We start from the raw sequence: 25,972 nt of genomic DNA, 5'->3' as shown, positions 1-25,972 counted from the left end.
CTCCATTCATTATGATTCAGAAATCTGTATTTAGCCGCATATTAACTCACTAGCATCTAACGACTATTCCGCTAATTTCCTCAGTTTCTCTGGTAGCTGGAACTCTCCAGAGCTACGAGAAAGCTCGCTCACCGTTGGTGAATCAAGCGGTCCTTTCACTGAGTAGTTAACCTGCGTAAAGACTTCCACAACGGGTGAAATCACCGTAGTTACCGCCAACACGTACAACGCGGTTTGAGGGGTTACCGCAAACGCCGTTAATACAGGGATACCCGAGGTAATATCTGGAGTGAAGTTCACCTCTGCATCCACCTGACGAGTATTGAGGTTAGCGATACCTTTGATCGTCATTTCACCGGCCACCGCATCCATATTCAGGTCATTAGTTAGGAAGATACCGTTTTGGATCTCGCCCGTACCAGTGATGCTGTTGAATGCCATGCCTTTATCAAACACGTCAGAAAAATCGAGCTGCATCTTACGGATGATCGAATCCAAGCTGAACAGACCTAACAAGCGAGCCGCACCACTCACATCTGAAATAATGCCTTTACCAAACTTGGTTTTAACATTGCCATCAAGGGTATCCATTTTGATTCCCCAAGGCGAACCATCCCAATTCAGTTGACCTTCCAGCGCAAATGGCGCTTTTTGAATACCGGAAGTAATACCGAAGCGTTCCATTAGCTCACTGTTGTTTTCGCCTTCAACATCAACCGTTAGCGCGGAATGACTCTTGTCACCGTCCAGTTCCCACCAGCCACTAACATCCGCTTTGTTGCCGCCGCTACGAACCTGAATCTTCTTCCAATCAATACGGTTATCTTGTCTAGCCATCTCAACATCGACTTTACCGACCTTATAGCCTTGCAGCCAAAAATCGTTAAGAGTCAGCGTCAAATTCGGCATCGCATCATGGATCTTTCTATCTAGTTCAGAGATCAATGGCGCTTCTTGCGGTTTGCGTTGCAGTAATTGCTCTTGCTTGTCTTTATCGCTCCACTCAGGAACAAACAAGTGCAGACGATCCAGTGAAACCGTTAAGTCGTAAGGAGGCAAATAATTAATATCGCCTTCTAGCTCTTGGCTGGACACTTCCATCTGCCAAGCTTGCTTGTTCTTGCGAGCGCTAAAATCAACATCGTTCCAAGAAATACCACCTAAGATCAGCTCTTTACTCTCAAAAGTAATACGGCTTGGCGCTGGAATGGTTGGCGTGTTCATTTGGCTCAGCACAGCAGTTGACGGCTGTACGGGCTCCATCAAAACCGATAACCAATCATCCGCATTAAACTTGTCAGTACGAATCAATGCATGATGACCTACAACAGGGCTAATTTTATAGCCACCACGGCCGAGAACTAAGTTAGTTGCCGTTAACTCAGGCACATCGCCTGTAATATCGATTTCAGCTTGGTACTTGGTATTCGGCAGTTGCAGACGCGCTGTAATCGCTTCTTGGTTGCCCGACGCTTGTAGCCTTGCAGAGCCACTTTCCAATGATTTTTTCGCCAATGGATATGGATAATCACTTGCCAGATATTTAAGATCGGACTGCAAATCTAACTGGTATGTAAAACCGATATCATTGAGTTGGATATCAATCTGACTTTGCCATTGCGCATGCCCAGACAGACGGCTTAGCCATTGCTCACCAATGTAAGGCTCGAGAGGTTTAACATCCCAATCGCCTAACACATCGATATCAACCGCATAGCCAGGGCCATCATTCAGGCCTTTAAAGTCAATCGAGATACCTTGCTTCAGCAAATCCGCAGCAAGGCCGTTCGCCGTCACCACATCATTATCAAATTCAATACGACCCGTGGTGTTCTCTAGCACCATAGGTGGCGCTTCAATCTCTACATGGTTTTCGTTTAGGTCAGCGTAACCCCACGCTCTTGCTTCTTTATCCGAATCAAACGGGATATTAAGCTGAAATTCCGAAGATACATCACCACTGACTTGAAGTGCAGTTAACGCGGCGCCTACCGAACCCACCAGCGGCGAAGACGTCATGTAATCGCGTACCGCATTGCCAGACGCCGTTGCCTTGGCCTCAATCTCAATATGACCGCCTTCCCCTAAGTAAGGAATGCGTCCTGTGATTCGGTCTGCCGTTACATCCATCAACTGTGCTGAGCGAGAATCTAGATGCATTGCATCATTCTCAAATAACAGATCAAGTTGAAGGTCGGTAATCAATGGCCACGCGGTATCGAAGCTGAATTTAGCGTCTTCTAATCCTACCCAAACTTGGAAAATACCATCATGATTGGTGTATGGATATTGCGCCAACTCACCATGCCACAACAGTTTTACGGTATCCGCTTTACCTGCTTGAATCGCAGTAGAAAGATAATCGGTAAGGTCTTGTCCAAGTGCTAATGTTGGCAGGTAGCGCCATGTTTCACCGACATTGTAAGCGTCCGCTTCACCGTAGAATGAGAGGTATGGGCTCGCATCTTTTGGAAAGTCTAAGCGAAATGCGCCTAGTACTTGTAGATCTGGCGTGGCTGCCGTGACTTTGTCAGACCAAAGCTTCCAGCCGTTTTCATCTTGCTGCCAAACAATATCAACCTGACCTTGTTTGATATTCAACGGCGCTTGGAAAACATCACCATAAGGGAATACATCATCGATAACATGTAGGCTTGCTTTCGCTTCTGATGCAGAGCCAAACACGCTACCGGACACTTGGCTAAAGCCAGGGACTAGTTCCCATTGCTCGATAGCAAGATCAGAGAAGCTCGCTGAATAACGCAGACTCTCGATACCTGAACCCATGGATACGCGAATATCAGAAACAGAGCCGCCCGGTGCCAAGACATTAATCATTTTGGTGGATTGTTCTGAATCCGGCAGCAGCTTAATTAACGGAGTAATAGTCTCAATATTGAGTTCAGAGACATTCAGCTCCCAAGGCCCTTTGTTCCACTTAAACGCCACATCCAGTTCTGGCCAAGGTGTATCGTCTGTTCTCAGATTAAGTGAGTGACCATTTACTTGCCAACCATCATCAATCGGAGACAACTTAAAGACACCAGATTCAAGCATCAAATCATGCTTGCCATCTTCGTTCCATGTCAATTCTGAAGGCAAAACCTCAACATAAGCGCTCACAGGTTTGCTATTACGCAATGTTAGCCAGCTATTTAAGCTCACGGTGCCCGTTTCAATGCCGGATTCCGCCTGCATATAACGCGTTAGCCAAGGTTTTACTGAGATACTGTCTGCGCTGACATAAAACTCGCCCGTCACATCTGTCAGAGATCCGCCATCAATAAAGTTAGCGCTCACTGACAAAGAGTTAAGGTTGGCGTCTTTAATGCTCACCACACCTTCCGCAAGGTGGTGTTTGCCCGAATTCTGCCATTTCAGGGTTTCGATATCTAACTGACGTTCTTCATCAGAAACAGCTCGATATAAAATCGTGGAATCTTTGGCGGTGACATCCACTAAAGTCTTGAGTAACAGATTATCCAGCTCTTGCATCACACGCTTCGAAGAGCCTGAATCTTTAGGCTTCTCTGTGCCGTTTTGCGCAGCAAACAGATCAATAGTGCGGATATCGAGGTACATTTGATTCATGACCAGATCGGCCACGACAGGACGCATCTGAACGACCGATTGAATCAAGTCAAACTCGACTTCAACACGCTCAACAGAGAAGGTCACATCTTCTGCATTAGGAAGACTGGCTTTTACGCCTTGCAGAGCGATAGAGGGGTGAGTGTTACGCCAAAAACCGCCCACGTCTTGAATTGAAAAATCAAAACCGGAATGTTGGTTTACCCAAAGCTCAATTTCAGATTGATACTTGTTTAAGTTGGGTAAGGCTACACGAAGTGTAGTAACGGCAATGGCTAGCGTTACTAAGAGAGTAACCACTAACCATAAACATGCACGTAGAATCAGAGTAACGCTTGAGCTCACAAAATTTCCATTACATCATAACAACATCAAACTGCTCTTGTATGTACAGAGGTTCAGCCTGGATTTTAACTTGTTTACCAATAAACACTTCAAGCTCAGCAAGCGCATGTGATTCATCGCCTTCTAACGCCTCGGCAACAGCCGCTGCCGCATAGACAACAAACTTATCGGCATCGTACGCACGGTTCACACGCGTAATCTCTCGAAGTATTTCATAACAAACGGTTTCGACTGTCTTCACGCTGCCACGACCTTCACAAGCAGGGCAACTAGAACACAGAATATGCTCAATACTTTCACGAGTACGCTTACGCGTCATCTCTACCAAACCAAGCTGGGTGAAGCCATTAATATTGGTTTTCACACGGTCTTTGTCTAGCGCGGCTTCTAAAGAAGTTAGTACTCGCTTACGATGCTCCTCAGACAACATATCAATAAAGTCGATAATGATGATGCCACCTAAGTTACGCAGACGCAGCTGGCGAGCAATTGCTTGGGTCGCTTCAACGTTGGTATTGAAAATCGTCTCTTCTAGATTACGGCGACCAACAAACGCGCCAGTGTTAATATCAACCGTGGTCATCGCTTCTGTTTGGTCAATAATCAGATAGCCGCCAGATTTTAATTCGACTTTACGATCCAATGAACGTTGAATTTCATTCTCGGTATCGTACATATCAAAGATCGGCTTATCACCTTCATACAGCTCAAGCTTGTCAGTCAGCTCAGGCACGTATTCAGAAGTAAACTCTTTAAGGTTTTCATATTCTAGACGAGAGTCGACCTGAATCTTGCTCAGCTCAGTTCCCACGAAATCACGCAAGATACGTTGGCTTAAGCAAAGCTCACCGTATAAACGAGTACGCGCTTTGTGCTTACCACGACGCTCAAGAACCTTTAGCCAAAGTCGCTTCAAGAATGCCGCATCTTGTGCAAGCTCATTAGAATCTGCACCTTCGGCCGCAGTTCGAATGATAAAACCACCGTGTTCATCACAGTAACGTGACACAACCTTCTTAAGGCGGTTACGTTCAGATTCGCTATCAATACGCTGAGAAACACCAACGTGGCTAGCACCCGGCATAAAGACGAGGTAACGAGATGGTAGAGTGATATCAGTCGTTAAACGGGCACCTTTAGTACCAAGAGGGTCTTTGACCACTTGAACCACAATGTCTTGTCCTTGGCGAACAAGTTCTGAAATATCGCGGACCTGAAACTGCTTCTTTTCGTTTTCAGCCACACATTCAGTGTGCGGAACAATATCAGAGGCATGTAAAAAAGCTGCTTTCTCAAGGCCTATATCCACAAAAGCCGCCTGCATTCCTGGAAGAACACGGCTTACACGTCCTTTATAGATATTTCCTACGATACCGCGTCGAGCATCTCGTTCGACATGGATCTCTTGAAGAGCTCCCCCTTCAATCATGGCCACGCGAGTTTCACTCGGGGTCACGTTCAGCAACAATTCAGCACTCATGGTGCACCTCAGATTAGTAATTATAAGAATTCTTGCAGTAGCTGGTCCGTTTCAAATAAAGGTAAGCCGACAACGGCGTAATAACTACCTTCGATTCGGGTAACAAAGCGTCCACCCAAACCTTGGATCCCATAGCTACCGGCTTTATCGCATGGCTCCCCTGTTTGCCAGTATTGTTCTATTTCTTTTTCACTGAGGGGTTTAAACCATACGTCGGTAATAACGATTTCTGTTTTTTGTTTTTCTTCCGAAACCACAGAGACTGCCGTCATCACTTGATGACGTCCGTCCGCTAACTGAGTAAGCATACGCTTAGAGTCAGAAAAATCGGTTGGTTTCTCGAGTACTTGCCCTTGGCTTACCACTACAGTGTCAGAGCCAAGAACCACTGTTTCAGAATCAAGAGAAATAGCATCAGAACTAACAACTACAGTATCAGAACCAGAAGCGACATGCTGCTTTTCAGAAGGATTCGTCGCTAATAAAGACAGCGCCGCTAAAGCTTTATCTAAAGATAGTCGCTTAACGTACTCTTCGGCGGTTTCTTGGGCGTGTTTACACTCTTCAACATCGGTTACGAGAACAGAAAACTCATAACCAAGTTGAGATAGCAACTCTTTGCGGCGTGGTGAACCGGATGCCAAAACTAAATGTTTCTTTTCCATCGTCACATTACCTCACATGCCAATGGCGACGCACGCGTCTCATTAATAAAAACATCCAAGGCCAAAGTATACAGTTTATCAATGCGCTCCATAGCGATAATGGATTGAAAACGACATCTTGGATCAAATATTCGCCAAAGAATATCAATACCTCAAACAACACCGTCAACGCTGCAATGATCATAGCTTGTTGCCATAGCGCCATGTTGCGGATCACAAGGAAGTTCAGCGCAATAATGTACATCACTATTGCCATCATCATGCCTCGAATACCTAACGTCGAGCCGATCAACAGGTCCCACAACAAGCCCAGAATCAGAGCACTACCTACGTTAACACGGTGAGGTAATGCTAGGACCCAATAACAGGTAACCAGTAGTAACCAAGAAGGTCTGAATAGATCTAAACTACCAGGCCAAGGGATCGTCTGCAAAATAAGCGCGATCAAAAATGAGCAGCCAATTACGACCTTGCTTCTTAAAACGCTATTGGCCATTTTCGCCCTCTAACATTGCTTGTTCTATGCTGGATTGATCCGCTTGTTTTTGTTTGTTTTCATCTGGCCATACAAGCAACAGGTATCTGAGCTTATCAAACTCAACCACAGGCTCTGCTTTAATAACCGCGAACTCACGTTTAGGATCCGATTCAACCGCAGACACATAAGCGACTGGATAGCCTTCTGGATATACACCACCCAACCCTGATGTCACCAACAGATCTTCTTCTTGAATATCAGTGCTGGTTGGAATGTGCTCTAGTTGAATTTCATCAATCATGCCATTGCCAGATGCAATCACACGGATGTCATTACGAATAACTTGAACAGGAATCGCATTGTTTGCATCAGTCAGCAGCAAGACGCGGCTATTATGAGCGGCAACAAAGGTGACTTGACCAACAATACCTTTCTCGTTAATCACCGGTTGACCTTCATACACCCCATCGATCAAGCCTTTGTCAATAACCACTTGATGACGGTATGGAGAAGTATCAACAGCCATAACTTCAGTAACGACTTTCTTTTCGTCACGGATAAACGGAGAGCCCAATAGCTTACGTAGGCGTTTGTTTTCCTCTTGATATTGCTCAAGCAGAATCAACTCGCTCTTCAGTCGCAAGACTTCACGCTTAATATTATGGTTGGATTCGATCAGCCCTTTACGAGTGCTAAAGCGGTCGTAAACACCATCGAACATAGTGCGAGGTAAGTTAGCTGCATATTGAATAGGTGCAACCATGCTGTTCAATAGATAGCGGACATTTGAGAAAGCATCTAAACGACTATCAGCCAGCATAAGGCTGGCTGATAAAATTACAGCAAAAAACAGGCGCAATTGTAGAGAGGGACCTCTACCAAAAATTGGCTTCATTCTATATTTGGTCCTAGAGCTACATTTGATCCTATAGACAAGGTCCTAGGCTCTTTACATAAAACTAGATAAGAAAAGAGCCTAACACTAGATATTATTCTTCGCTGAACAGATCGCCGCCGTGCATGTCGATCATCTCTAGAGCTTTACCGCCACCTAGAGCAACACACGTTAATGGCTCTTCTGCAACAACAACAGGGATACCTGTTTCTTCTGTTAGCAGACGATCAAGGTCTTTAAGCAATGCACCACCACCTGTTAGTACCATACCGTTTTCTGAGATATCAGAAGCTAGCTCTGGTGGACACTGTTCAAGTGCAACCATCACTGCAGATACGATGCCAGATAGAGGCTCTTGAAGTGCTTCAAGGATTTCGTTTGAGTTTAGGCTAAAGCTACGAGGCACACCTTCTGCAAGGTTACGACCACGTACTTCGATCTCTTCTACTTCATCGCCAGGGTAAGCTGAGCCGATTTCGTGTTTGATCTTCTCTGCTGTCGCTTCACCGATCAAGCTGCCGTAGTTACGACGAACGTAGTTGATGATAGCTTCATCAAAACGGTCACCACCGATACGAACAGAAGACGAGTAAACCACACCATTCAGTGAGATAACCGCAACTTCAGTAGTACCACCACCGATATCAACAACCATTGAACCTGTTGGTTCAGATACACGTAGGCCAGCACCAATCGCAGCAGCCATTGGCTCATCGATTAGGTAAACCTCACGCGCACCAGCACCCAGCGCAGATTCACGGATAGCACGACGCTCAACCTGCGTTGAACCACAAGGTACACAAACCAAAACGCGAGGACTTGGTTTAAGCACACTGTTGTCATGCACTTGTTTAATGAAGTGCTGAAGCATTTTTTCCGTTACGTAAAAGTCGGCAATTACACCGTCTTTCATTGGACGGATCGCTGAGATGTTACCAGGCGTACGACCAAGCATTTGCTTAGCAGCGTGACCAACAGCAGCGACACTCTTTGCAGAACCCGCACGATCTTGGCGAATAGCTACAACTGAAGGCTCATCAAGAACAATGCCTTGGCCTTTTACATAAATAAGGGTATTGGCTGTACCTAAATCAATCGATAGGTCGTTTGAAAACATGCCACGAAGTTTTTTAAACATATTCTTCGCTCATCCTGCAAGAATTAGAAGACAAAAATTGCACTAAATGTACCAATGCCTTGCTGTCTCGGCAAGGCATTGAAGTACAAACATGGACTGAAACCCGCAATTTCTTACAGATTCCTAACTTAAGGGGCAAAAATTATATTATTACTGACCTGTTAAGCCACTTTCCCCTCGGTAGATCACGCGATCGTTACCGCGGTAGATACCAAATGTGACGACGGTGGAGGGGTCTTCATCGCCTAGTTGACGCCAATTGTAGCGCAACCATGGTTGTTCTTGATCACTGCCACTACATGAGATGTTATTTCCGCCATCACTATCAGGCTCAGAATCATCCATTCTTAACCACAGACGGACTTGTTCACGTGGCGAATCTGTACCTGTTGGCGTATTTTGACTTGCTGTTACTGCTTCCTCGCCATCATCAACACCCCCACTACCATTAAGTGATGCTAATGTAGTGTTCACTGTATTACTGGTCCAAATGACTTGTTTACAAATATTTGAGCCATTGAAGGTGCTGCGATCGTCATCCTCATTAACAATAAACTCGCTGCCGTCCCAAAACTCAGCTCGCAGCGGAATAGTTAGAGTAGTACTGGAATTACCACCAATATCATCAAGTGCCATTCGGCCATAACGAGCTGGAGGCTGGACCGGAAACTCGACAGAGTCAGTCAAAGTATCAGAGTCAGTAAATGAAACAGGATCAACTCCTACAACAGTCAAGCCAAAGTGAGTAATAGTGGAGTTAGCGTCTGACGTATTAAACGGTGTATCTCTTCGGCTAACATCATCAGAATCCGTAACTCTCTGAAGAACAGCGGCACTATCGTTCAACAACCAATGCTTACGATCATTAGACCAAGTGCCTGCCTCAGTATCCAGCAAGAACCCATTATCGACAGCTGTATCATCTAGAACACCAAAACTGGCTTGTAGGCTCGGGCCAAAGAATTGATAGTTGTTAAGCCCGTTACCAACATTGCTTTCACCAGATGCCATTGGATACACTTGATGAACGCTTGAGTCATAAGGCTGACCTAAATAAGCAATATCGTTTTGATTCGCGACATTCCATTCAGGATTCTCTTGCAGGAAGTATTTCGGATAGAAGCGACCAATTGACTTACTTCCAGAGAAGCCACCAAGGATCTTACCGTAAAAGCTGTCCGAATCTTCTGTCACTGTAAAATTAAAGCTACCCACTTCTGAATATTCTAAGTTTTTAAATTTATAGCCATTATCTGCGAGTACTATATCAGAGCTAGATTGAGTCAGTTGACTAGTCGGTTCTAAACTCCCTAACACTGCACCATTGTTATTAGGTGTATCTAATGTATGAGTCGCACCTACGGCACCTGCAGAAAGTAAATAGTTTTGTGTTACCAAGCTATTATTACATTGCTGACTCGCATCACTCGTGAACCGAATAGGTTTAGCAAACACGTCAAACTCTTCCCCTGCAGCAGCAAACGCACTTCCACTATTACTGTTTCCATCAGAATTGTTGCTCGTGCAGATGGCAAATTTCCAAGGCCTGACATAGACATCAACGATACCTTCTAACGAGTCCCAACTTCCACCATCGTTATCTTCACAATCATATCCCGTAGGGCATTCAAAAGTAGGGTCGGAAAGTTTGAAGCTAACTTTACCGGCTTCGCTGTAAATAACTGAACCAGTACTTTGAGCGGAACTTTCAAATTCAAAGATTACCGAGGTATCACTCCAGTCGCTCTTGCTTTTTACCAATAAGTTTCCATCAACAGCTCCTTGAGCAGAGGTGGGGTTCACCAACGAAAAGTCTGATACTGCGAGGTTTTTATCACCTTGATAACCTGAAACCAATGTTGCTTCATCGCCTTTGCAAGCTAATACTTTCAAATCAAATGTCGCAGCCTGATCGGCTACAGCATATACATCACTCGCTTCAAATTTATAGAGCGATACTAGAAAATCACCAGAGTCATTTTGGCTTGAGTCAGAAGCTAATTCAGCCTCAATTTCATAAGTCCCAATTGAATCAGCATCTAAACCGAGCGTTAATATCCCAGATGAATTTGTCGAATAAGAATTACCGCCGTTATGGTGCCCTTCAATAACACTATCAACGGTTATGCCAGCAGGTGTCGTAATATAAACTTCAACTTGCTCCGTGGTTGGATTCCCTTGAGTATCAGTTACGGTGACCGTCACTTGTGGAGTTTCACACAATAAAGAGAAGTCTTTATTTGGGCTTAAATCCAATTGATAACTCGCGGGAGGGCTGTAACAACTATTCTGTCCTAAGATCACAGTGTTGGCGTCATGTATGGTTAAGCTATTGGTTATAACTGAACCTCCAATCGTTCCACCATTATTAAACAGGATCGAATCAAATAAAATATGCGCATTAACTATTGCCCCTGATGCGATGTTGAATGTGGCATCAGCCTCAGGGCCATAGAAAATCAAATCATCACTAACGTGATCATTGTTCACGTCTGCCGGGCTATTAAAGATTAATGAATCTTTTATTAATATCGCCGACTTAGAGCTCACCTTAATCGTATTATTCGTACTATTAAACTTTAGTGTCTTGAAATAATGATAGGTATTTGCTCCAACCGCCAAAGTAACATTTGAACTATTAGATGTGAGATTACCGATATACACTTTTTTGTTCGCTGGAAATCGGTATTCAACTGGATAATCAGAACCACCATATCCTAAGGTTAGTGAGTTAAGATCCACATTTATATTGATCACACCATCACCTTGCCCTGCTGGGTGACATGTATCTCCAACCAAAGCAGCCTCACAACTTCCGGTCTGATCAATTTCATCAGGTCTTGAGTTGTTGAACACTACATCACCATTAAGCGCTGGAAAGTTAATTGACGAGAGTTTACTTGCGTCAACCTTTTCACCACCAGTAACACAAGTACCTGTCTGACACGTGTACTGGTAATTCGAGTAATCAGTTAACCGGTCAAAACCCATCCTGATATCTTGGCAATTACTTTCACTTGGAGAGCAAGATTCACCACCCCACCCACCGATGAAATACTTTAAAGACTCACCATTAGGAAAGTTGGGAGCGTTATTGAATGTTACTTGAGAATTATTCTTCCAAGAACTCGCTGGAGCAGGGAATATCTCACAAATATCAATTGAAATATCGTCAATTTCAAAAGCAAAATAACCTACCTCCTCAGGAATATGTGTGCGGTCTCTAAAGTCTTCATCAACAGCAAAACTAACTTGATCGTTATTGATATTACATCGACGTAACCAGCCTCCGTGCCCACCGGCTCTCTCTTGTTTATTGGCGATGATCCCATCAATATTCGTTAGAGAGGTCGTGGCGTATTTATCCTCACAACCATCGAGCATTGGGTCATTACCATTTTGACTTGGTGTCTCATACCCTCTTGCAAATTGAACCTTATAGCCATCGACTTCAAGCGTTGAACCACTTGTGGAATTTGTTGCAATAAAACCCACCCGTTCTTCTTGGTAATTATTACCAACTCTTGACGCCGATAACTCTAAAAATAGCCTCGCTTCATTATTGTCATTGCCCCCAATAAGTTTACCGGATGTCACCCATCTACTACCATTGTTCCTTGTTTGAAGTTGATGAAGAACAACTGGAGAATTAAAGGCTTGTTGGGCTCCAAATGTAGAATATGCAACGGACTCGGCATTACCATTTGTGCCATTTTTTGATTTGTATCTATTCGTATCCAAGTAACCAGCAATAACTTCATGACCATTAAAATCAGCCACACCAGGCTCAATAGCAAGATAGCTCACCTCAGTCATTGGTTGACTAGTTAAATCTGAGCCACCTCCATTTTTCGGAGCTTTAATTTGCTCAATCGTTGCTTCCGTTTTCGTAATATTAGTCACAACTAACGTTGCAGGAGCATCTGAGTCAGGATTAGCTGAATCGATAGTCGGCATTACAAACACAAGTGGTGTATTCGTAAAAGGTCTATTCAACGGAATCTTACATTCTGAACCATTACATTGTATGACACCAAACTGGTAAAGCGCTTGCGGTGAATAACTTGGAGGGGGTTCGGTTATATCATCATCACACTTGATTTCGCTCGCCCCATCGCCAGAAACAGCAATCGCTGCAGAAAGCCCTGAAAGGTCAGCATATTGACGAGTTCCAACTTGTCGCCAAGAACTTCCTTCCCACAAATTGTAAATTAACCATCCTGATTTATTCGTGACGCTTTCATATTCAAGCCAAACCTCATAAAACTCACCATTCGACGTTTCGTTATCATCAATTACGGGGCTTTGAACGCTACTATCATTACTCCAAATGGGGGTCGGACTACCGCCATTTCTTTTAGTCGCATATATAGTATCTTCCCCAGACGATGGAGCTAATTTAAACCATACGGAAAAATCGTCTCCAGCATGAAGTGAGCTGCATTGGGACGATGAAAAATCGGCAAAAGAAGGAAAAGAAATAAATAGTAGTATCAATATTATACTTAGCTGCTTCATTCAGCCTCCTTTACCCAAAGTTCTTGATTACGTTGCACTTGGCTCACACCAGAACCACAAATAACTGACGACTCTAAAACATAGAAAACAAAGCCATCAAGCTCTCCCCGATTGGAACATTGCACTCGGTCAAGAGAACAATTTACCGAAGCTGCATCAACCATAGAACTTGCTACCGTAAAAACCCCACCTCCAGGTTGAAGATCATTACTGCTACAAACACTAGCAACGGCAGAAGAAGCCTGAGGATCAGGATCCGGATAAAACTGAGTCATAACATACTCATTAACCGAATGGCTGAGTAACCAAGCTTGTGTGCCAAGTACAACTCGAGTGTTTGAATCATTATCAGACCAACTCGTTCGACTCAAACTTGTCGCTAAGAAACCAAGCACCACGATAACAAAGATGACCATGACTAGCGCACTACCTCTTTGGCTTGCTTTACGGGACATTAATCACCTGTATATCTTGCTCAAACACTGTGGACTCATTATTTTCTGCAAATTCGAGAATCAACTCAACAACACCATTACTCTGAACATCTGCAGGTTGATAACTCAGGGTGCTATTCTCACTCATAACTCGATCGCTTATTGTGACACCATTACGAGTTAGTAAATTACTATTCGCAAGGCAATACTCCACAAGGTTATTTGAGTCAAAAATGTAGTGCCTTTTACCTACAGATTCACTGACAAGAGTGTTAGCTCCGTTTGGAATAGAAAAGTATGCAGCAGATACGCTTGGAGGAACCACACTATCAAGAAGGTATACATTGTTTAGGTTGCTGATATCCGTATGTGGTCTAGTCGGATTTATAACCAATGACATAGATTGCAATGAACTGCTTGTCGCTCCTGTATCACTAACTAGAAAGTTAATGTTTGCCCCCGAGGTAGCGTAAAAACCTGAATCAACAATTGGATAAAATGATACGCAACCGCTACTTACAGAAGCAGGAAACAGATTAGGTACAGCATGCCTCACTTCACGCGAAAGCTTTTCCAGTACAAACCTAGCTTCGGTTTGTAGTCGAAAGCGCTCTACAGAGCCAAAATAGCCTCTCATACCGAGTTCAGTAAAATTTGCGACACCAAGCAAGACGATACTTGAGATGACAATAGCTAAAATCATCTCTATAAGCGTAAACCCTTTCCCCTTCATCAATACTCCCCTTTATAAGCGACTAAAGTGATAGGAGGATTATTGCTTGCGGTAATTGTTAACGTAAATTTCTGCATCGAAGCAGTTGGGGTATCGTTGGCAACAACCAAATCCACATCAAAATTAGTATAAGTGCTGCCGAGTTCAATTGGGGTACCAGAACTCACCGAGCCGTAATCTCGAGCTAAAAGGTCTGTCATAATACTTTGGCCTAATGCTGAAGCTCGGTTGGAATAATTCACTTGTCCTGAAAGCGCGGATTGTGGTGCGAGAAAAGTAGAAAATGCGAGCATTGCAAAACCAAGTAGTACAATAACAATGATCGACTCAATAAGCGTAAAGCCACTATTTACGTACTTCATGGGCATACCTGGTTACTTGGATAAACAAAACCTTGAGAATTGATACAAACCCAAGCTCTGTCTGGACTGTTATTAGATGAGATAGTAATTTGAACACCAGATGATGCAGTATTTTCAGGGTTACCTAAAAGGTTGAATTCGATTGGAGAAGAGTAACTAGAGGTAGGTACAGACGAGAAACTATAATCATCACTAGCGATAACATCACTTCTTGTTTCAGATAAGTTGTCACAAGCAGATTGCGAGCCGATGCAATTGTTCGCAGCGACTAAACGTAAGCTTTCAGCACCTGACACAGACATATCCGTGTTAGATTGCATTCTATTGAGCTGAATTTGTCGAATGACAGAAGAAGCCTGCTCTTGTAGGGCATACAATTCATAGCTTTGGCGTCCACCAAAACGGCTAATAGCTGTCGCTGATATAATCGCAAGTAAAAGAATCACTACAATCAATTCAACTAACGTAAAACCTCTATTTGGCTTTATGTCCATATACATCCTAAGTCGCTCAATCGCAGCTCTACATTACAAGATAGAATAAAAACAATGAATATATCTATTGTGAATATTAGAGATTTATTAGTTTATTCCTAAAATAAAAAAGGCCAGCAAAGCTGGCCTCAATTCGCAACAAGAGCTTTAGTTGCTTGAGTTACAACCATCACCAATAGTAACAAATGTTGTTGCTGCTGTATCTGCGGTTGTACCAGTTGCTTGGTTATAAGTTACCACACACGTTACATCTGTAGCATTAAACCCAAAACTAATACTATCTGCTGATGCACCTGAAACCGTACCAGTAACCTGTGTCCAGTCTGTGCCTAAGCCAGTTACAGCTGCAACAATACCTGCAGACGTTGCTGTTGGGTAGCCAAATGCGGTAGCAATGCCTTCAACAGCCGCCCCAGATGATACAGACTCTTCGCCTTCAATAGCTGACTTACCGTAAACAATGCCAGCTGCGCCATCAACCGCACCTTTCAAACCTTGAAGTGATGCATTTCGAGCATCATCTTGAAGGTTTAGGAAACGCGGTGCCGCAGTTACAGCAAGAATACCTAGAATAACAATTACAACCACTAGTTCGATTAGGGTGAAACCGCCTTGTCTTTTCATAGTTAAGCTCTCTCTATGTTTAATTTTACGCAGACTTACTGCAAAGTTACGGTCACACGACCAGTTTTAATTTCGTAAACAAATTCGTGCTCAGTACTACCTTCTAATTGAACGTAAGTACACGTTGCATCACCAGAATTCGCTTGCGCTGAATATTTGTAATTTGAGTCACTAGCAACAACTGAAACCTCACCAACTTTAGGTGGATTCTGCAGCAAGTTTTCCATCAGTTCAGAACATGTTTTATCTGAAATATCTTGTGGCGCGGTGCCAGAATTGTTGTTCAGAGTCCAAGGGTAGCCATCTCGAAAGTCGGTATCGACGTTGCTACTGTTCTTTGATCTTGTTAACCAAAAATCAACACCATCATATTTTACAGTATTGTATGTTTCAACACCTATCTTCTCTGATGGTCTAGCTTCTGCTTCCCATTGTGCTCTAGCCGACAATACTGCGGTTGCAAAGCCACCAGCAACGCCTTCTATGCTTGATTTCTTGGCTTCATCTGTCACATCGAGAAAGCGAGGTAAAGCAGCTACCGCCAATAAACCAACGACCACGATCACTATGACTAATTCGACAAGGGAGAAACCCTTTTGATTCTTAAGCATTTTCTACCTACTCATCTAATTATTAACGCGCATTATACATTCGCGCTCGTATAAAACCATAAAAAAACTGTCAATATTTTCACAAAGCCAAAATATTGGCTTTTACACTAAACCTTTCTCTTTCGAGTAATATATCTATCTGATATTTATCGCTATAATGATAACTACAATGAAACTGTATGTTATCACTTTTATCTTCAATACTTGGAGAGCTTAGCCCTAAAACACTCCCTTGGGGATATAATTGATCCAGCCAATAATTGCAGTCTCGCTCAGAGCCCTGAATCGGCATTATCCACCCTGTTCTGCTATAGACTTTTGGTGATTCCGAATCATTTTCTCGCTGAGTACCCTTTAACAAATACTGCTGTTTGAACAGATTTGCTTGCTCAAGAATTCGTTTACTCGCCACGATAAATGCCGTATTAGTCGCTTCTTCTTCTACCGTTTCCCATGCCGAAAGTAATCCAATCACAAGAAAAAGGATAACCACAGTCCAAATAACAAAACGTGAGCGCTGTAGGTTATTTAGCATTCCTTAACCTTTGATTGCATCGAGCATTCCCCACATCGGTAAGAAAATACCCAGAGCTAAAATCAGCACCATACCCGCAACTATGGTCAACAAGATTGGTTCAATTCTGGCGGTCAAAGTCTTTAAATCGTAATCGACTTCTCGATCATAAAAATCAGCTACCTCAAGCAGCAACTCATCAATACGACCCGTCTCTTCACCGACGGAAATCATTTGTATCACTAGTGGCGTGAAAATTTCGCTGTTGATAGCAGTAGATGACACCGTACTACCCGCTTCTATCGCCGATTTCATCGCTTGAACTCGAAGCTCTAGAAAACGGTTATCCAAAGCCTCAGCCGATAACGCTAATGATTGGTTAAGTGGTACGCCCGCTTTTAGCATCAGGGCAAAGGTACGTGAAAAACGTGACAACAGCGCTCGATTTACAACGCCACCGATCACTGGCATCTTCAAACGTAATCTGTCCCACTTCTCTAATCCTTTGTCTGTCTTCACCCAGGCTTTAAAAGCAAAGATAAGACCAAAGATCACTCCGAGCATTAAGCCCCAGTAATTAACAAAGAACTCCGACATACCAATCAAGATACGAGTCGGCAGAGGCAGGTCGACACCGAAACGTGCGAACATGCTCGAGAACTGTGGAATAACCTTGATGTTAAGAATGAACATCGCAATCAAAATAAAGCTGATCACGAAGGTTGGGTAACGCATCGCGGTCTTGATTCGCTTACGAGTCTCAACTTCCTGCTCATAGTATCCAGCCAACTGCAGCAGAGCCTGATCTAGACGACCCGTGTTTTCACCAACACCAATCATCGATACAAACAATGGACTGAATACCTTAGGGTGCATCTGCATCGATGCTGCTAATCCACGACCATTGGTGAGTTCAGCAACCACTTCTTCAAGTGCGGCTTTCAGCTGTTTATTTTCGCAATTTTGAGTGAGGCCTTTCATCGACCTTAATAGTGGCACGCCCGCTTTGGTTAGACTGTATAACTGTCGACAAAACAGAACCAACACCTCAAGAGGGACATTGGGCGTAAATAGGCTAGATACGTCCATATCCAATACAGACCCGCCACTTTTCCCCAGCTTGATTGAGGTTGGAATGATCCCCTTACTCATCAAGCTTTCAGCGGCGAGATCTTCGTTATTCGCATCCAACTGGCCAGTAACTTGACTGCCATCGGAGCTGCGACCTACATAACGATAAGTTGGCATATCACTCTACCCCTACAGATAAATTGGGTCGGTTGCACCGGACGCATCGCCTTCACCAAGGTGCATTATCTCGTCGAGACTCACGACACCTTGCAAAGCCAATTCCATCGCAGAAGCCAAGAGAGGTTTGTAGTTTTCAGACTGTCTCGCCGTTTGAGCAAAACCAACGGCATCATTGGCTCTAAGTGCATCCATCATGTTTTGCTCTAGCTCCAACATCTCGAAGACACCAATACGCCCACGATAACCCGTTAGGTTACAGTTCTGGCAGCCACGTCCTTTCATAAATGGCACGCCTACCTGATTTGGGAAGCGAACGCTCAACCATTGCTTGCGAGGTTCATCTAGCTCATCTTCAACCTTACAGTCGTTACACACTTTACGAACCAATCGCTGAGCGACCACGGCTCGAACGGCACTTGCCACTAGATAGCCCGGAGCGCCCATATCCATCATACGCAGTGCACTGTCTACTGCATCATTGGTATGCAGCGTACTTAATACTAAGTGACCCGTCAGTGCTGCTCTCAGACCTATCTCTACGGTTTCGTGGTCACGCATCTCACCAATAAGAATGATATCGGGATCCTGACGCAGAAAAGTTCTCAAGATCGTAGAGAAATCGAGATTAATCTTAGGGTTAACTTGGACTTGGTTAACACGAGGAAGGCGGTATTCCACCGGATCTTCCGCAGTAATGATCTTTTTACCCGGTTCGTTCAATTCACTTAACGCACCGTACAAGGTGGTTGTTTTACCCGAACCAGTAGGGCCAGTAACCAAGATCATTCCGTGCGGACGACGTAACTGCTGGCGGAGGCGAACCAGAAGATCGCTCGGGATACCCGACGACTCCAATTTACGTAACCCAGCAGATTGGTTAAGTAGACGCATCACCACAGACTCGCCGTGCTGTACTGGCATAGTCGACATACGAATATCGACAGATTGGCCCTTCGCTCGGATATTGAAACGACCATCTTGAGGAAGACGTTTCTCTGAGATATCGAGATTTGCCATCAGCTTTAAGCGCAGTACCAGAGCAGAAGCGATATTGACTTCGTTTAACAAGGTTTCATGCAACACACCATCAATACGCTGACGAAGGCGCAGTACATTTGAGTCTGGCTCGATGTGAATATCAGAAGCGCCAACTTGAATCGCATCTTCAAACAGTGAGTTAATCAGCTTAACAACCGTAACTTCGTCGCTGTCTTCTTCGGCAATATCAAAATCGAAGGCTTCATTAACTTGGTGCTCGGCATGAAGCTGCTCTGCAAATGAGGCAATCTCTTTGGTTCTTCGGTAGTAACGGTCAAAACCATCAACTAACTGCCTTTCTGGAGCAACAACGAATTCGAGTGCGTAATCGCCTAATTGGCCAAGTAAAGATTCCTGTGCAAACAGATCGGCTGGATCACTCATAGCAACACGTAAAGTATCGCCTTGGCGTCCGATAACCAAAGCACGAAGACGACGCGCATGCACTTCAGGTAAAAGCTGAACCGCTTCGACATCGACAACAGCGCGGCTTAAATCGATAAGAGGAATGGCTAACTGCTGAGATAAGAAGCTCAGCATCTGTTGTTCCGACAGGAAGCCAAGTTCAATCAGTGCATCACCTAGCTTACGACCAGTGCTTTTTTGAGAGGCAAGTGCTTGTTCCACTTGAGCCTCGGTAATAATGCCCTCTTCAACGAGCAAATCACCAAGCCTTTTTCTTAATCTAATTTGCATCGCTACTCTCCTCTAAAGCATTGATTATTTTTAATCGATCTCGTACAAAGCTTTGCGATTGAGATGAGATGCCAACTCTGACTAGCGCACCTTGGTAAGATTGTTTTGCCGCCGTAAAATCAAGCTGTCGCTCTTGTTGGATAGCCAAACCTAGCCACCAGCGAGCATTATCCGAATCAATCTCAACCAGTTTTTGATAACTCTCTAATGCAATCTCTTCTTGCTGTGACTTTTGGCTCAGCGCGGCACGCATCGCCAAATAGTCTTGAGTTGGATTCGGTGGTAAATGTATTAATGGACTCAAAGCCGCTTCAGATTGGTCTGCTTTAACCAGCAGTTTTGATAGACCTAAGCGCAATTTTTCGCTGTTGTTGTTGAGTTTGATACCAGACTGATAAAGTTCGTAGGCTTTACGCGTATCACCCTTACCAAAATAGAGAATCGCGAGCTTCTGACGAACATCTTCATTTCTTGGGGCATAGCGAAGCGCTTCGTTATAACCTTTCAACGCACCAGCAAGATCGTTCGCATCAAGCGCTTTCTGAGCTCGACCTTGGGCATTAACAGAGAGTTGTTCAGACGTTAACTCCACCTGCTCAATCATTATTCCGCTATCTTCTGAATCTCCAGACGCTTTGGAATCATTAGGGAGTGGCTTAGAATCTTTTTTAGCCACACTAGCAACATAGATTGGCTTTGTGATTTCAGTTTTAGGTACGTTTTGAGACTTAGAGGTTACTTGCGGCTTTGTCACTACCTGAGTCGATGCAACAACTGAATCGGACTTAGCAGACTGAGTTTGAGTGCTTTTAACAATCGTCGTGTTGTCAGCAGAAAGGTTCGTAGAATCTAGCGTCACTAGCTTCTTAGTTGGTGACGATACAAGTGGAGTCACTACCGTTTTCGGCTCACCTTCAGCGCTATCAACAACAGAAACTTGAACGTCCCGAGTTGATATTGAACTATCAACAGCAGGACCTTGTGAAATCGCCCAACCGCCCATAGCTAAGCTGAGTGTAAAACCCGCAGCAACCCAAACGAAAGGAGAGCGTGTTTTTACTTTCGGCACGACTGCAGCTTCGATGGAAGTCGCTGATTTTTTCTTTGCCAATTCAGACAAGGCGTTATTAATGACGCTCATAATTAATTCCAACCCCACAGTATTGGCGTTTTAAATTTAGGCTTACACACATCGTAAGTTTCGTGCATGGCGGAGAACAGATGCTGATTATCGATACTTTTCTTATCTTCACTGAACGAGAGCAACAGAGCCTTATGACACAACTGGTTTATCAACCTTGGAATACCCAATGAAGAACGGCAAATCGCCTTTTTTTGATTCAAACTGAACAGTTCAGAATTGCCACCAGACTTAGTAATTCGATTATCAATGTAAGCTACCGTCTCATCGAGAGTCAGCGGCCTCAGTGTCGAACTGAATGTGATTCTTTGACGAAATTGTCTTAAGTGGTAAGCCTCTAATCGAGCGTCCAATTCAGGCTGCCCAAGTAACACTATCTGAAGTAATTTCTTATCTTCTGTTTCAAGGTTGCCGAACAGCCTTAAGGTTTCAAGAGCCTCATCGGATAGAGCTTGCGCCTCATCCAGTATAGCGACCACTCTCAAACCCGAGTTGTGTAAATCAATCAACTTATGCTGAATGTTATCGACTAAAGTGGCTTCATTATCGATGGTCAAATCAAGTTCTTTAGCGACAGCGTGACGTAAATCAGCGCCAGACAACACAGGATTTGGCAAATAGATTAACGCCGTACAATCCTTTAAATGATTAACCAGCATCCGACAAACCATGGTTTTTCCCGTGCCGACTTCACCAGTAACTTTAATCACGCCCTCTCCCATCTCTAACGCCGAGATGACCGTTTGAATCGCCTCAAAATGAGGTGCCAAACCATAAAAGAAATCAGTATTCGGCGTTAACGTAAATGGCAGTTGTTCAAAACCAAAGTGAGCTTGATACATACGACGACCTAGCTTAGTGAGACACTGCCACTCTATATTGAGAAAGTAAGTATTTACTCTTCATCAGGGAACCACTCTTGAAGAAGATCACGAGAGCGTTCCAACTCATTTTGCCAAGTATTCACACCCACGATCGTTGGTTTAAGCAAGATCACGAGCTCAGTTTTTTGAGTCAACTGATTGGTGTTACGGAATAAATGACCTAATGCTGGGATGTCACCGAGGAATGGGACTTTAGACGTCACATCACTGGTGTTGGATTTCATCAAACCACCAATAACGACCACATCTCCGTCTCGAGCTCGAATCACTGAGTCAGATTCACGAATAGAGCTTTTCGCCAAAGGAAGTTGCACTATGCCTGTTGTTGAGCCTAGGTTTAGCTCTTTCACTTCTTCCTCTACTTCAATAACAGCAGGGTGAACATGTAGGAACACGCTGCCTTTATCGTCTATCTGAGGGGTCACATCTAAAGAGATACCAGAGAAGAACGGCGTTAACTCAACCTCCGGCGCAACATTAGCATTGTCACCACTACCCACCGCGCTTGATAAGTCCGTCACGTAGTATTCGTCTGTACCAACTTTGATCACCGCTTTCTGGTTGTTTGCAGCCGTTACGCGTGGGCTAGAAAGAACATTGAGATCACCTTGAGTATCCATAAAGCTTAATACCGCTTCAAAGCTACCGTCTGAAATCGTTACGTTGGTTTGTCCACCTAACAAAGAGCTGATTGCATCTAATGGAGGCAATGTTCCACCTGGTCGGTCAATAACAACGCCACCACTACCAATCGACTTCGATAAACTCGACCAGCTAATACCTTGCTGGTAACCATCACTCAGGGTGACTTCCATGATTTTGGCTTCCAAGATAACTTGGCGTTGCAGACGTTTCTGAGAAATACCTAGGAACTCACGAACCTCACGGATTTCATCAGGGTAAGCACGAACGGTAATCACACTCGCTTGCGGGGTAACCACGACACTTTGCCCATCACCCGAACCAATTAAGTGAGCAACTGCCGCTTCAAGCTGTGGCCAAAAATCACTTTCAGATGTGGTTTCAATCTCTGTGCCACCATTCGATGTCGAGTTTGATGTATTAGAAGAGTTTGATGAATTCGACGAGTTAGAGTCTGAGCTTGAAGAGCTCGACGAACTGTTGTCCGAATTAGAGATCGTGCCTGTAGTGATCGTCGTCAATGAACGACCAGAACGCTTAACTTGTAGGTAATCGACAGGGATCGTTACTGTGCGAAGGCCTGCTGGGTAAACCTGAATCACCTTGCCACGCTTTTCGATATCGTAGCCATACATGTCTTGAGCAACAGCCAGCACTTCATCTAACGTTACATCGGTTAGATTAAGCGTAAGGTTTCCAGACACGCTTGGGTGAATAGCGGCGCTGTATTCTGTACCTTTCACCAAGCTAGCAAAGAAGGTTCTCGCTTCAACACCTTTAGCCTGAATGCGAAAACGCTTAACCGTTTCCATTCCTGGCGATACTGAATCCGAATCGAGTTGAGGCATAAGATCATCTTGTACGGATGAAGGAAGCTCATGAAGCGCTTTACTGTTAGCTTCATTGATTGATTCGTTTAAAGACTCTTTTATTTCAACGGGATCGCGATGTCCCATCGAACAGCCGACTAAAGATGACACTAGGATTGCTACTACAAGTTTACGCATGTCTTCACTCTAACCTTAATTATTCTTAACATCTAAAGAGAACATCTCTAATTTCCACTGCTTAGAGCTTCTCTGCAGAGTGACGTATTCTGGATCTATGTTCTTAACTCGGTACCCTCTGATCGTTTCCCCTTGACCGAGAATCTGACCATTCATAATCGCATAACAAGGTGTATCCCCCTTGCAAACAATGCTCTCTAGAGACGGTAAGCGATATTGAACTGGCGCCTTTTTAGCTGGCGCTGTTTTTTGTTGAGGTGAAAGCCAACCTAATGGCGCCGTTGGATCTTGCTCAGCCCACACAAGGGAACTACTAAACAGCAAGGACAACAATAGAGTTCTAGCCACCGATAAACTCCTGTCTGGTACCAAGTGTGTAAACCTCGAACACAAGTCGAGCTTTAGGATATTCTTCTACTGAATACTCAAATGTGCGCCAGTAATAACTCACAGGAAGAGACTCAAGGGCTTGAAGGTAAGCTGAAATATCAAAATAGCTGCCTGTTAGTTCCATTCTCACAGGGTGAAGAAAGTAGCCTGAGTACTCGCTAGTCTCTTTGTTATTTGAAATCGCTTCTGGTTTTAGTGATTCCAAGGATTCCAGCTTAAGTCCATGGCCCGCATTGAGAACACTTTCCAATAACTGTGACATTTGAGAAGGCGAGATCAGTCCATCGACAATCTCTGACAGTTGAAGCGAAAGGTCTTGGCTTTCTACTAATAGCTTTTTGTACTCGATATTAATTTCTTTGTCTGGGTCTTTGTTCAACTTTGCTTGAAGAACAAGTAGCTCACCTTGTTGCCTTTGGTTTGACTGCATCAGGCTCATCGATTTAGCGTTTTTCGCTTGTAAATCGAGATATGCAGGTTCAACCAATAAGGTGAATACAAGCATCGATAAACCGACAAAGCCACACACGAAAAGTAGCCATTTTTCTCTTTGGCTTAATGCAAGAAATTTATCGCTCAGCTGGTTCCACTGCTGCATTATTTACTCTCCCTGCGAGTACTTAACTCGAACGTCACCACATCTTGATCATTGCGACCTATTTTAAGTTTTTCGAAGGTGCGGCCGACCAAATTAAGTTCATTTTTAAACTGACCAATCCAGTTTGGAACGACATTAGCGTTACGAGCTAAACCACTAAGATCTAAAGTATCGTGAGTCATATAGATGTGCGAAAGAGAGATGTCATTTCGGCCTAATGTAGCTAGGGAATTCATGACGCCAGAATACCCGACTTGCTGGGATTCGTCGTATTGCCCAACGGCCTTTAACGCCTCTTTTTTTGCTTGTATCTCACGTTTGAGACGGGCAACGGCGGCGACTTTCTCCGGAGACGGTTTATGCTCAGTTAACTTACTCTTCAACTGGTTAACTTGCTTGTTAACTTGATTGGAGTCATGTTGCAAAGCTGTTAGTTCTTCGTCCAAATTCGATATTTGGTATTGCATCACAAAGTAACCGCCAATAAGCAGGGCACAGACAAGTCCCCAACTCGCGACCACATTCGTTAATGTGAAATATTCTTTTTTCGGCTTGAGGTGTTCAGGGTAAAGATTGACGTTAAACGCATCTTTTTCAGCAGCGAGCTTAACCAACAAACTTTCAGAGTTTTCGCGCTCACCTTCAACCAGTAAAGAAACCGTTGAGCTCAGTGTATTGTTTAACGCACTTTGTAGTTCTGCCTCATCCTCTTCATCACAACAGATTTTTAGCTGATGAAGTTGAGTGCCTTTGATTTGAGAAGAAAGGTAGTCAATCGAACGCTGGAGTTCTAAAGCAAGGCCATCTAACTGCAGTGCGCTGGATGCAACACCCGTTAAAGGTGGAACCACACTGCGAATCGTTCTTTGGAAGCAAACTGTATTCTCAACAAACGCACCCAACTTAAAGTGTGAATTTGAGCTGCGTTGTAGAAGTATGAAATTAGAGAGTTCGCCGGCACTATAGCCCCAGATTTCATCTTCAGGAGCAATACCTTTAAGCTCTACTTGCGCTGAGTTAGTAATGTTTAAAAGCTTATCTAACAGTTTTTTAGGTAAAACATACACTTGCAGTTTGTTTGATGTCGGCAGTGCGACCGCACTTGCCGTAATCTCAGTCACTCTTTCAGCGACAAGATCTTTCAATAAAAAAGGCAAGGCAACCGACCACTCACTCTCTGGAATGTCCGGTTTATCAATTTGGTAAGTTTGGTAATAGTTAGCACAGACTATCAATTGAAGGCTACTGCTGGTAAAAGCCTCACTGTTAAGCGATTTTTTTAGTGCACTTTCCCAGTCCCCATTTACTACGGGGATGTTAGTGACTTGAGATTCTTGCTCTGTCGATGAAATATAAACAGTATCATTGCCCAACATAACAACTTGCGAGCTGCCTTTATTATTCGTTGGCTTTATCTTGTCTAAAATCGCTTTAAAATTCATG

Annotated in this window: 22 protein-coding genes; all 22 read right to left on the bottom strand. The window is 43.9% G+C overall.

The genetic code is table 11. The annotated features are described in order from the left end of the window. Positions 1-63: 63 nt before the first annotated feature. Positions 64-3,936 (bottom strand): TIGR02099 family protein, encoded by a 3,873-nt coding sequence (locus tag L0992_01810; GenBank protein XGB67470.1) that lies wholly within the window; start codon positions 3,934-3,936, stop codon positions 64-66. 10 nt (positions 3,937-3,946) lie between these two features. Beyond that, positions 3,947-5,416 carry a ribonuclease G gene (gene rng / locus L0992_01805; GenBank protein XGB67469.1) on the bottom strand — a complete coding sequence of 490 codons (1,470 nt, stop codon included), beginning with the start codon at positions 5,414-5,416 and terminating at the stop codon, positions 3,947-3,949. Positions 5,417-5,436: 20 nt separating this feature from the next. After that, positions 5,437-6,081: a Maf-like protein gene (locus L0992_01800; GenBank protein ID XGB67468.1), complete on the bottom strand. Its 645-nt coding sequence runs from the start codon at positions 6,079-6,081 to the stop codon at positions 5,437-5,439. A 7-nt stretch (positions 6,082-6,088) separates the two neighbouring features. Continuing rightward, positions 6,089-6,577 carry a rod shape-determining protein MreD gene (mreD, locus tag L0992_01795; protein XGB67467.1) on the bottom strand — a complete coding sequence of 163 codons (489 nt, stop codon included), beginning with the start codon at positions 6,575-6,577 and terminating at the stop codon, positions 6,089-6,091. Then, positions 6,567-7,454: a rod shape-determining protein MreC gene (gene mreC / locus L0992_01790; protein ID XGB67466.1), complete on the bottom strand. Its 888-nt coding sequence runs from the start codon at positions 7,452-7,454 to the stop codon at positions 6,567-6,569. Before mreC ends, mreD begins: the two co-directional genes overlap by 11 nt. A gap of 94 nt (positions 7,455-7,548) precedes the next feature. Then, positions 7,549-8,592 carry a rod shape-determining protein gene (locus L0992_01785; GenBank protein XGB67465.1) on the bottom strand — a complete coding sequence of 348 codons (1,044 nt, stop codon included), beginning with the start codon at positions 8,590-8,592 and terminating at the stop codon, positions 7,549-7,551. Between the two features lie 150 nt (positions 8,593-8,742). Continuing rightward, positions 8,743-13,110 carry a hypothetical protein gene (locus L0992_01780; GenBank protein XGB67464.1) on the bottom strand — a complete coding sequence of 1,456 codons (4,368 nt, stop codon included), beginning with the start codon at positions 13,108-13,110 and terminating at the stop codon, positions 8,743-8,745. Then, complete coding sequence (locus L0992_01775; GenBank protein XGB67463.1) at positions 13,107-13,565, bottom strand: MSHA biogenesis protein MshP; 459 nt, start codon at positions 13,563-13,565, stop codon at positions 13,107-13,109. Before L0992_01775 ends, L0992_01780 begins: the two co-directional genes overlap by 4 nt. Then, positions 13,555-14,277 carry a prepilin-type N-terminal cleavage/methylation domain-containing protein gene (locus L0992_01770; GenBank protein ID XGB68665.1) on the bottom strand — a complete coding sequence of 241 codons (723 nt, stop codon included), beginning with the start codon at positions 14,275-14,277 and terminating at the stop codon, positions 13,555-13,557. The genes L0992_01775 and L0992_01770 overlap by 11 nt, the downstream gene beginning before the upstream one ends. Next, positions 14,277-14,639: a type II secretion system GspH family protein gene (locus tag L0992_01765; protein ID XGB67462.1), complete on the bottom strand. Its 363-nt coding sequence runs from the start codon at positions 14,637-14,639 to the stop codon at positions 14,277-14,279. The genes L0992_01770 and L0992_01765 overlap by 1 nt, the downstream gene beginning before the upstream one ends. After that, positions 14,636-15,133 (bottom strand): type II secretion system GspH family protein, encoded by a 498-nt coding sequence (locus tag L0992_01760; protein XGB67461.1) that lies wholly within the window; start codon positions 15,131-15,133, stop codon positions 14,636-14,638. Before L0992_01760 ends, L0992_01765 begins: the two co-directional genes overlap by 4 nt. 147 nt (positions 15,134-15,280) lie before the next feature. Further along, the gene (locus L0992_01755) at positions 15,281-15,757 is read right to left on the bottom strand and encodes a type II secretion system protein (protein XGB67460.1); all 477 of its coding nucleotides are present in this window, start codon (positions 15,755-15,757) and stop codon (positions 15,281-15,283) included. Between the two features lie 35 nt (positions 15,758-15,792). After that, positions 15,793-16,368: a prepilin-type N-terminal cleavage/methylation domain-containing protein gene (locus L0992_01750; protein ID XGB67459.1), complete on the bottom strand. Its 576-nt coding sequence runs from the start codon at positions 16,366-16,368 to the stop codon at positions 15,793-15,795. A 79-nt stretch (positions 16,369-16,447) separates the two neighbouring features. Then, entirely contained in the window at positions 16,448-16,903 is a 456-nt protein-coding gene (locus L0992_01745; GenBank protein ID XGB67458.1) for an MSHA biogenesis protein MshF, read from the bottom strand. Positions 16,904-16,906: 3 nt separating this feature from the next. Continuing rightward, the gene (locus L0992_01740) at positions 16,907-18,130 is read right to left on the bottom strand and encodes a type II secretion system F family protein (protein ID XGB67457.1); all 1,224 of its coding nucleotides are present in this window, start codon (positions 18,128-18,130) and stop codon (positions 16,907-16,909) included. 12 nt (positions 18,131-18,142) lie between these two features. Next, the gene (locus tag L0992_01735; GenBank protein XGB67456.1) at positions 18,143-19,867 is read right to left on the bottom strand and encodes a GspE/PulE family protein; all 1,725 of its coding nucleotides are present in this window, start codon (positions 19,865-19,867) and stop codon (positions 18,143-18,145) included. Further along, entirely contained in the window at positions 19,857-21,008 is a 1,152-nt protein-coding gene (locus L0992_01730; GenBank protein XGB67455.1) for an MSHA biogenesis protein MshN, read from the bottom strand. The genes L0992_01735 and L0992_01730 overlap by 11 nt, the downstream gene beginning before the upstream one ends. Before the next feature lie 2 nt (positions 21,009-21,010). Then, positions 21,011-21,850 (bottom strand): AAA family ATPase, encoded by an 840-nt coding sequence (locus L0992_01725; protein XGB67454.1) that lies wholly within the window; start codon positions 21,848-21,850, stop codon positions 21,011-21,013. 53 nt (positions 21,851-21,903) lie between these two features. Further along, positions 21,904-23,541 carry a pilus (MSHA type) biogenesis protein MshL gene (gene mshL, locus L0992_01720; GenBank protein ID XGB67453.1) on the bottom strand — a complete coding sequence of 546 codons (1,638 nt, stop codon included), beginning with the start codon at positions 23,539-23,541 and terminating at the stop codon, positions 21,904-21,906. Positions 23,542-23,556: 15 nt separating this feature from the next. Then, the gene (locus tag L0992_01715; GenBank protein XGB67452.1) at positions 23,557-23,889 is read right to left on the bottom strand and encodes an MSHA biogenesis protein MshK; all 333 of its coding nucleotides are present in this window, start codon (positions 23,887-23,889) and stop codon (positions 23,557-23,559) included. Next, the gene (gene pilO, locus L0992_01710) at positions 23,882-24,529 is read right to left on the bottom strand and encodes a type 4a pilus biogenesis protein PilO (GenBank protein XGB67451.1); all 648 of its coding nucleotides are present in this window, start codon (positions 24,527-24,529) and stop codon (positions 23,882-23,884) included. Before pilO ends, L0992_01715 begins: the two co-directional genes overlap by 8 nt. Further along, on the bottom strand, positions 24,529-25,971 hold the full coding sequence (locus tag L0992_01705; GenBank protein ID XGB67450.1) for an MSHA biogenesis protein MshI: 1,443 nt from the start codon (positions 25,969-25,971) through the stop codon (positions 24,529-24,531). The genes pilO and L0992_01705 overlap by 1 nt, the downstream gene beginning before the upstream one ends. Position 25,972: the final 1 nt, after the last annotated feature.

The organism is Vibrio pomeroyi (genome assembly GCA_041879425.1).
Lineage (GTDB): Bacteria > Pseudomonadota > Gammaproteobacteria > Enterobacterales > Vibrionaceae > Vibrio > Vibrio pomeroyi_A.
This window is presented reverse-complemented; position numbering and strand designations above follow the sequence as displayed.

Bases quoted from the DNA above. Each gene is read 5' to 3' on its own strand.
- L0992_01730 (XGB67455.1), bottom strand. From the start codon at position 21,008: ATGAGCGTCATTAATAACGCCTTGTCTGAATTGGCAAAGAAAAAATCA.
- rng (XGB67469.1), bottom strand. From the start codon at position 5,416: ATGAGTGCTGAATTGTTGCTGAACGTGACCCCGAGTGAAACTCGCGTG.
- L0992_01705 (XGB67450.1), bottom strand. From the start codon at position 25,971: ATGAATTTTAAAGCGATTTTAGACAAGATAAAGCCAACGAATAATAAA.
- L0992_01740 (XGB67457.1), bottom strand. From the start codon at position 18,130: ATGCCAACTTATCGTTATGTAGGTCGCAGCTCCGATGGCAGTCAAGTT.
- mshL (XGB67453.1), bottom strand. From the start codon at position 23,541: ATGCGTAAACTTGTAGTAGCAATCCTAGTGTCATCTTTAGTCGGCTGT.
- L0992_01785 (XGB67465.1), bottom strand. From the start codon at position 8,592: ATGTTTAAAAAACTTCGTGGCATGTTTTCAAACGACCTATCGATTGAT.
- L0992_01745 (XGB67458.1), bottom strand. From the start codon at position 16,903: ATGCTAAATAACCTACAGCGCTCACGTTTTGTTATTTGGACTGTGGTT.
- L0992_01800 (XGB67468.1), bottom strand. From the start codon at position 6,081: ATGGAAAAGAAACATTTAGTTTTGGCATCCGGTTCACCACGCCGCAAA.
- mreC (XGB67466.1), bottom strand. From the start codon at position 7,454: ATGAAGCCAATTTTTGGTAGAGGTCCCTCTCTACAATTGCGCCTGTTT.
- mreD (XGB67467.1), bottom strand. From the start codon at position 6,577: ATGGCCAATAGCGTTTTAAGAAGCAAGGTCGTAATTGGCTGCTCATTT.
- L0992_01735 (XGB67456.1), bottom strand. From the start codon at position 19,867: ATGCAAATTAGATTAAGAAAAAGGCTTGGTGATTTGCTCGTTGAAGAG.
- L0992_01770 (XGB68665.1), bottom strand. From the start codon at position 14,277: ATGAAGGGGAAAGGGTTTACGCTTATAGAGATGATTTTAGCTATTGTC.
- pilO (XGB67451.1), bottom strand. From the start codon at position 24,529: ATGCAGCAGTGGAACCAGCTGAGCGATAAATTTCTTGCATTAAGCCAA.
- L0992_01750 (XGB67459.1), bottom strand. From the start codon at position 16,368: ATGCTTAAGAATCAAAAGGGTTTCTCCCTTGTCGAATTAGTCATAGTG.
- L0992_01775 (XGB67463.1), bottom strand. From the start codon at position 13,565: ATGTCCCGTAAAGCAAGCCAAAGAGGTAGTGCGCTAGTCATGGTCATC.
- L0992_01725 (XGB67454.1), bottom strand. From the start codon at position 21,850: ATGTATCAAGCTCACTTTGGTTTTGAACAACTGCCATTTACGTTAACG.
- L0992_01755 (XGB67460.1), bottom strand. From the start codon at position 15,757: ATGAAAAGACAAGGCGGTTTCACCCTAATCGAACTAGTGGTTGTAATT.
- L0992_01780 (XGB67464.1), bottom strand. From the start codon at position 13,110: ATGAAGCAGCTAAGTATAATATTGATACTACTATTTATTTCTTTTCCT.
- L0992_01760 (XGB67461.1), bottom strand. From the start codon at position 15,133: ATGGACATAAAGCCAAATAGAGGTTTTACGTTAGTTGAATTGATTGTA.
- L0992_01765 (XGB67462.1), bottom strand. From the start codon at position 14,639: ATGAAGTACGTAAATAGTGGCTTTACGCTTATTGAGTCGATCATTGTT.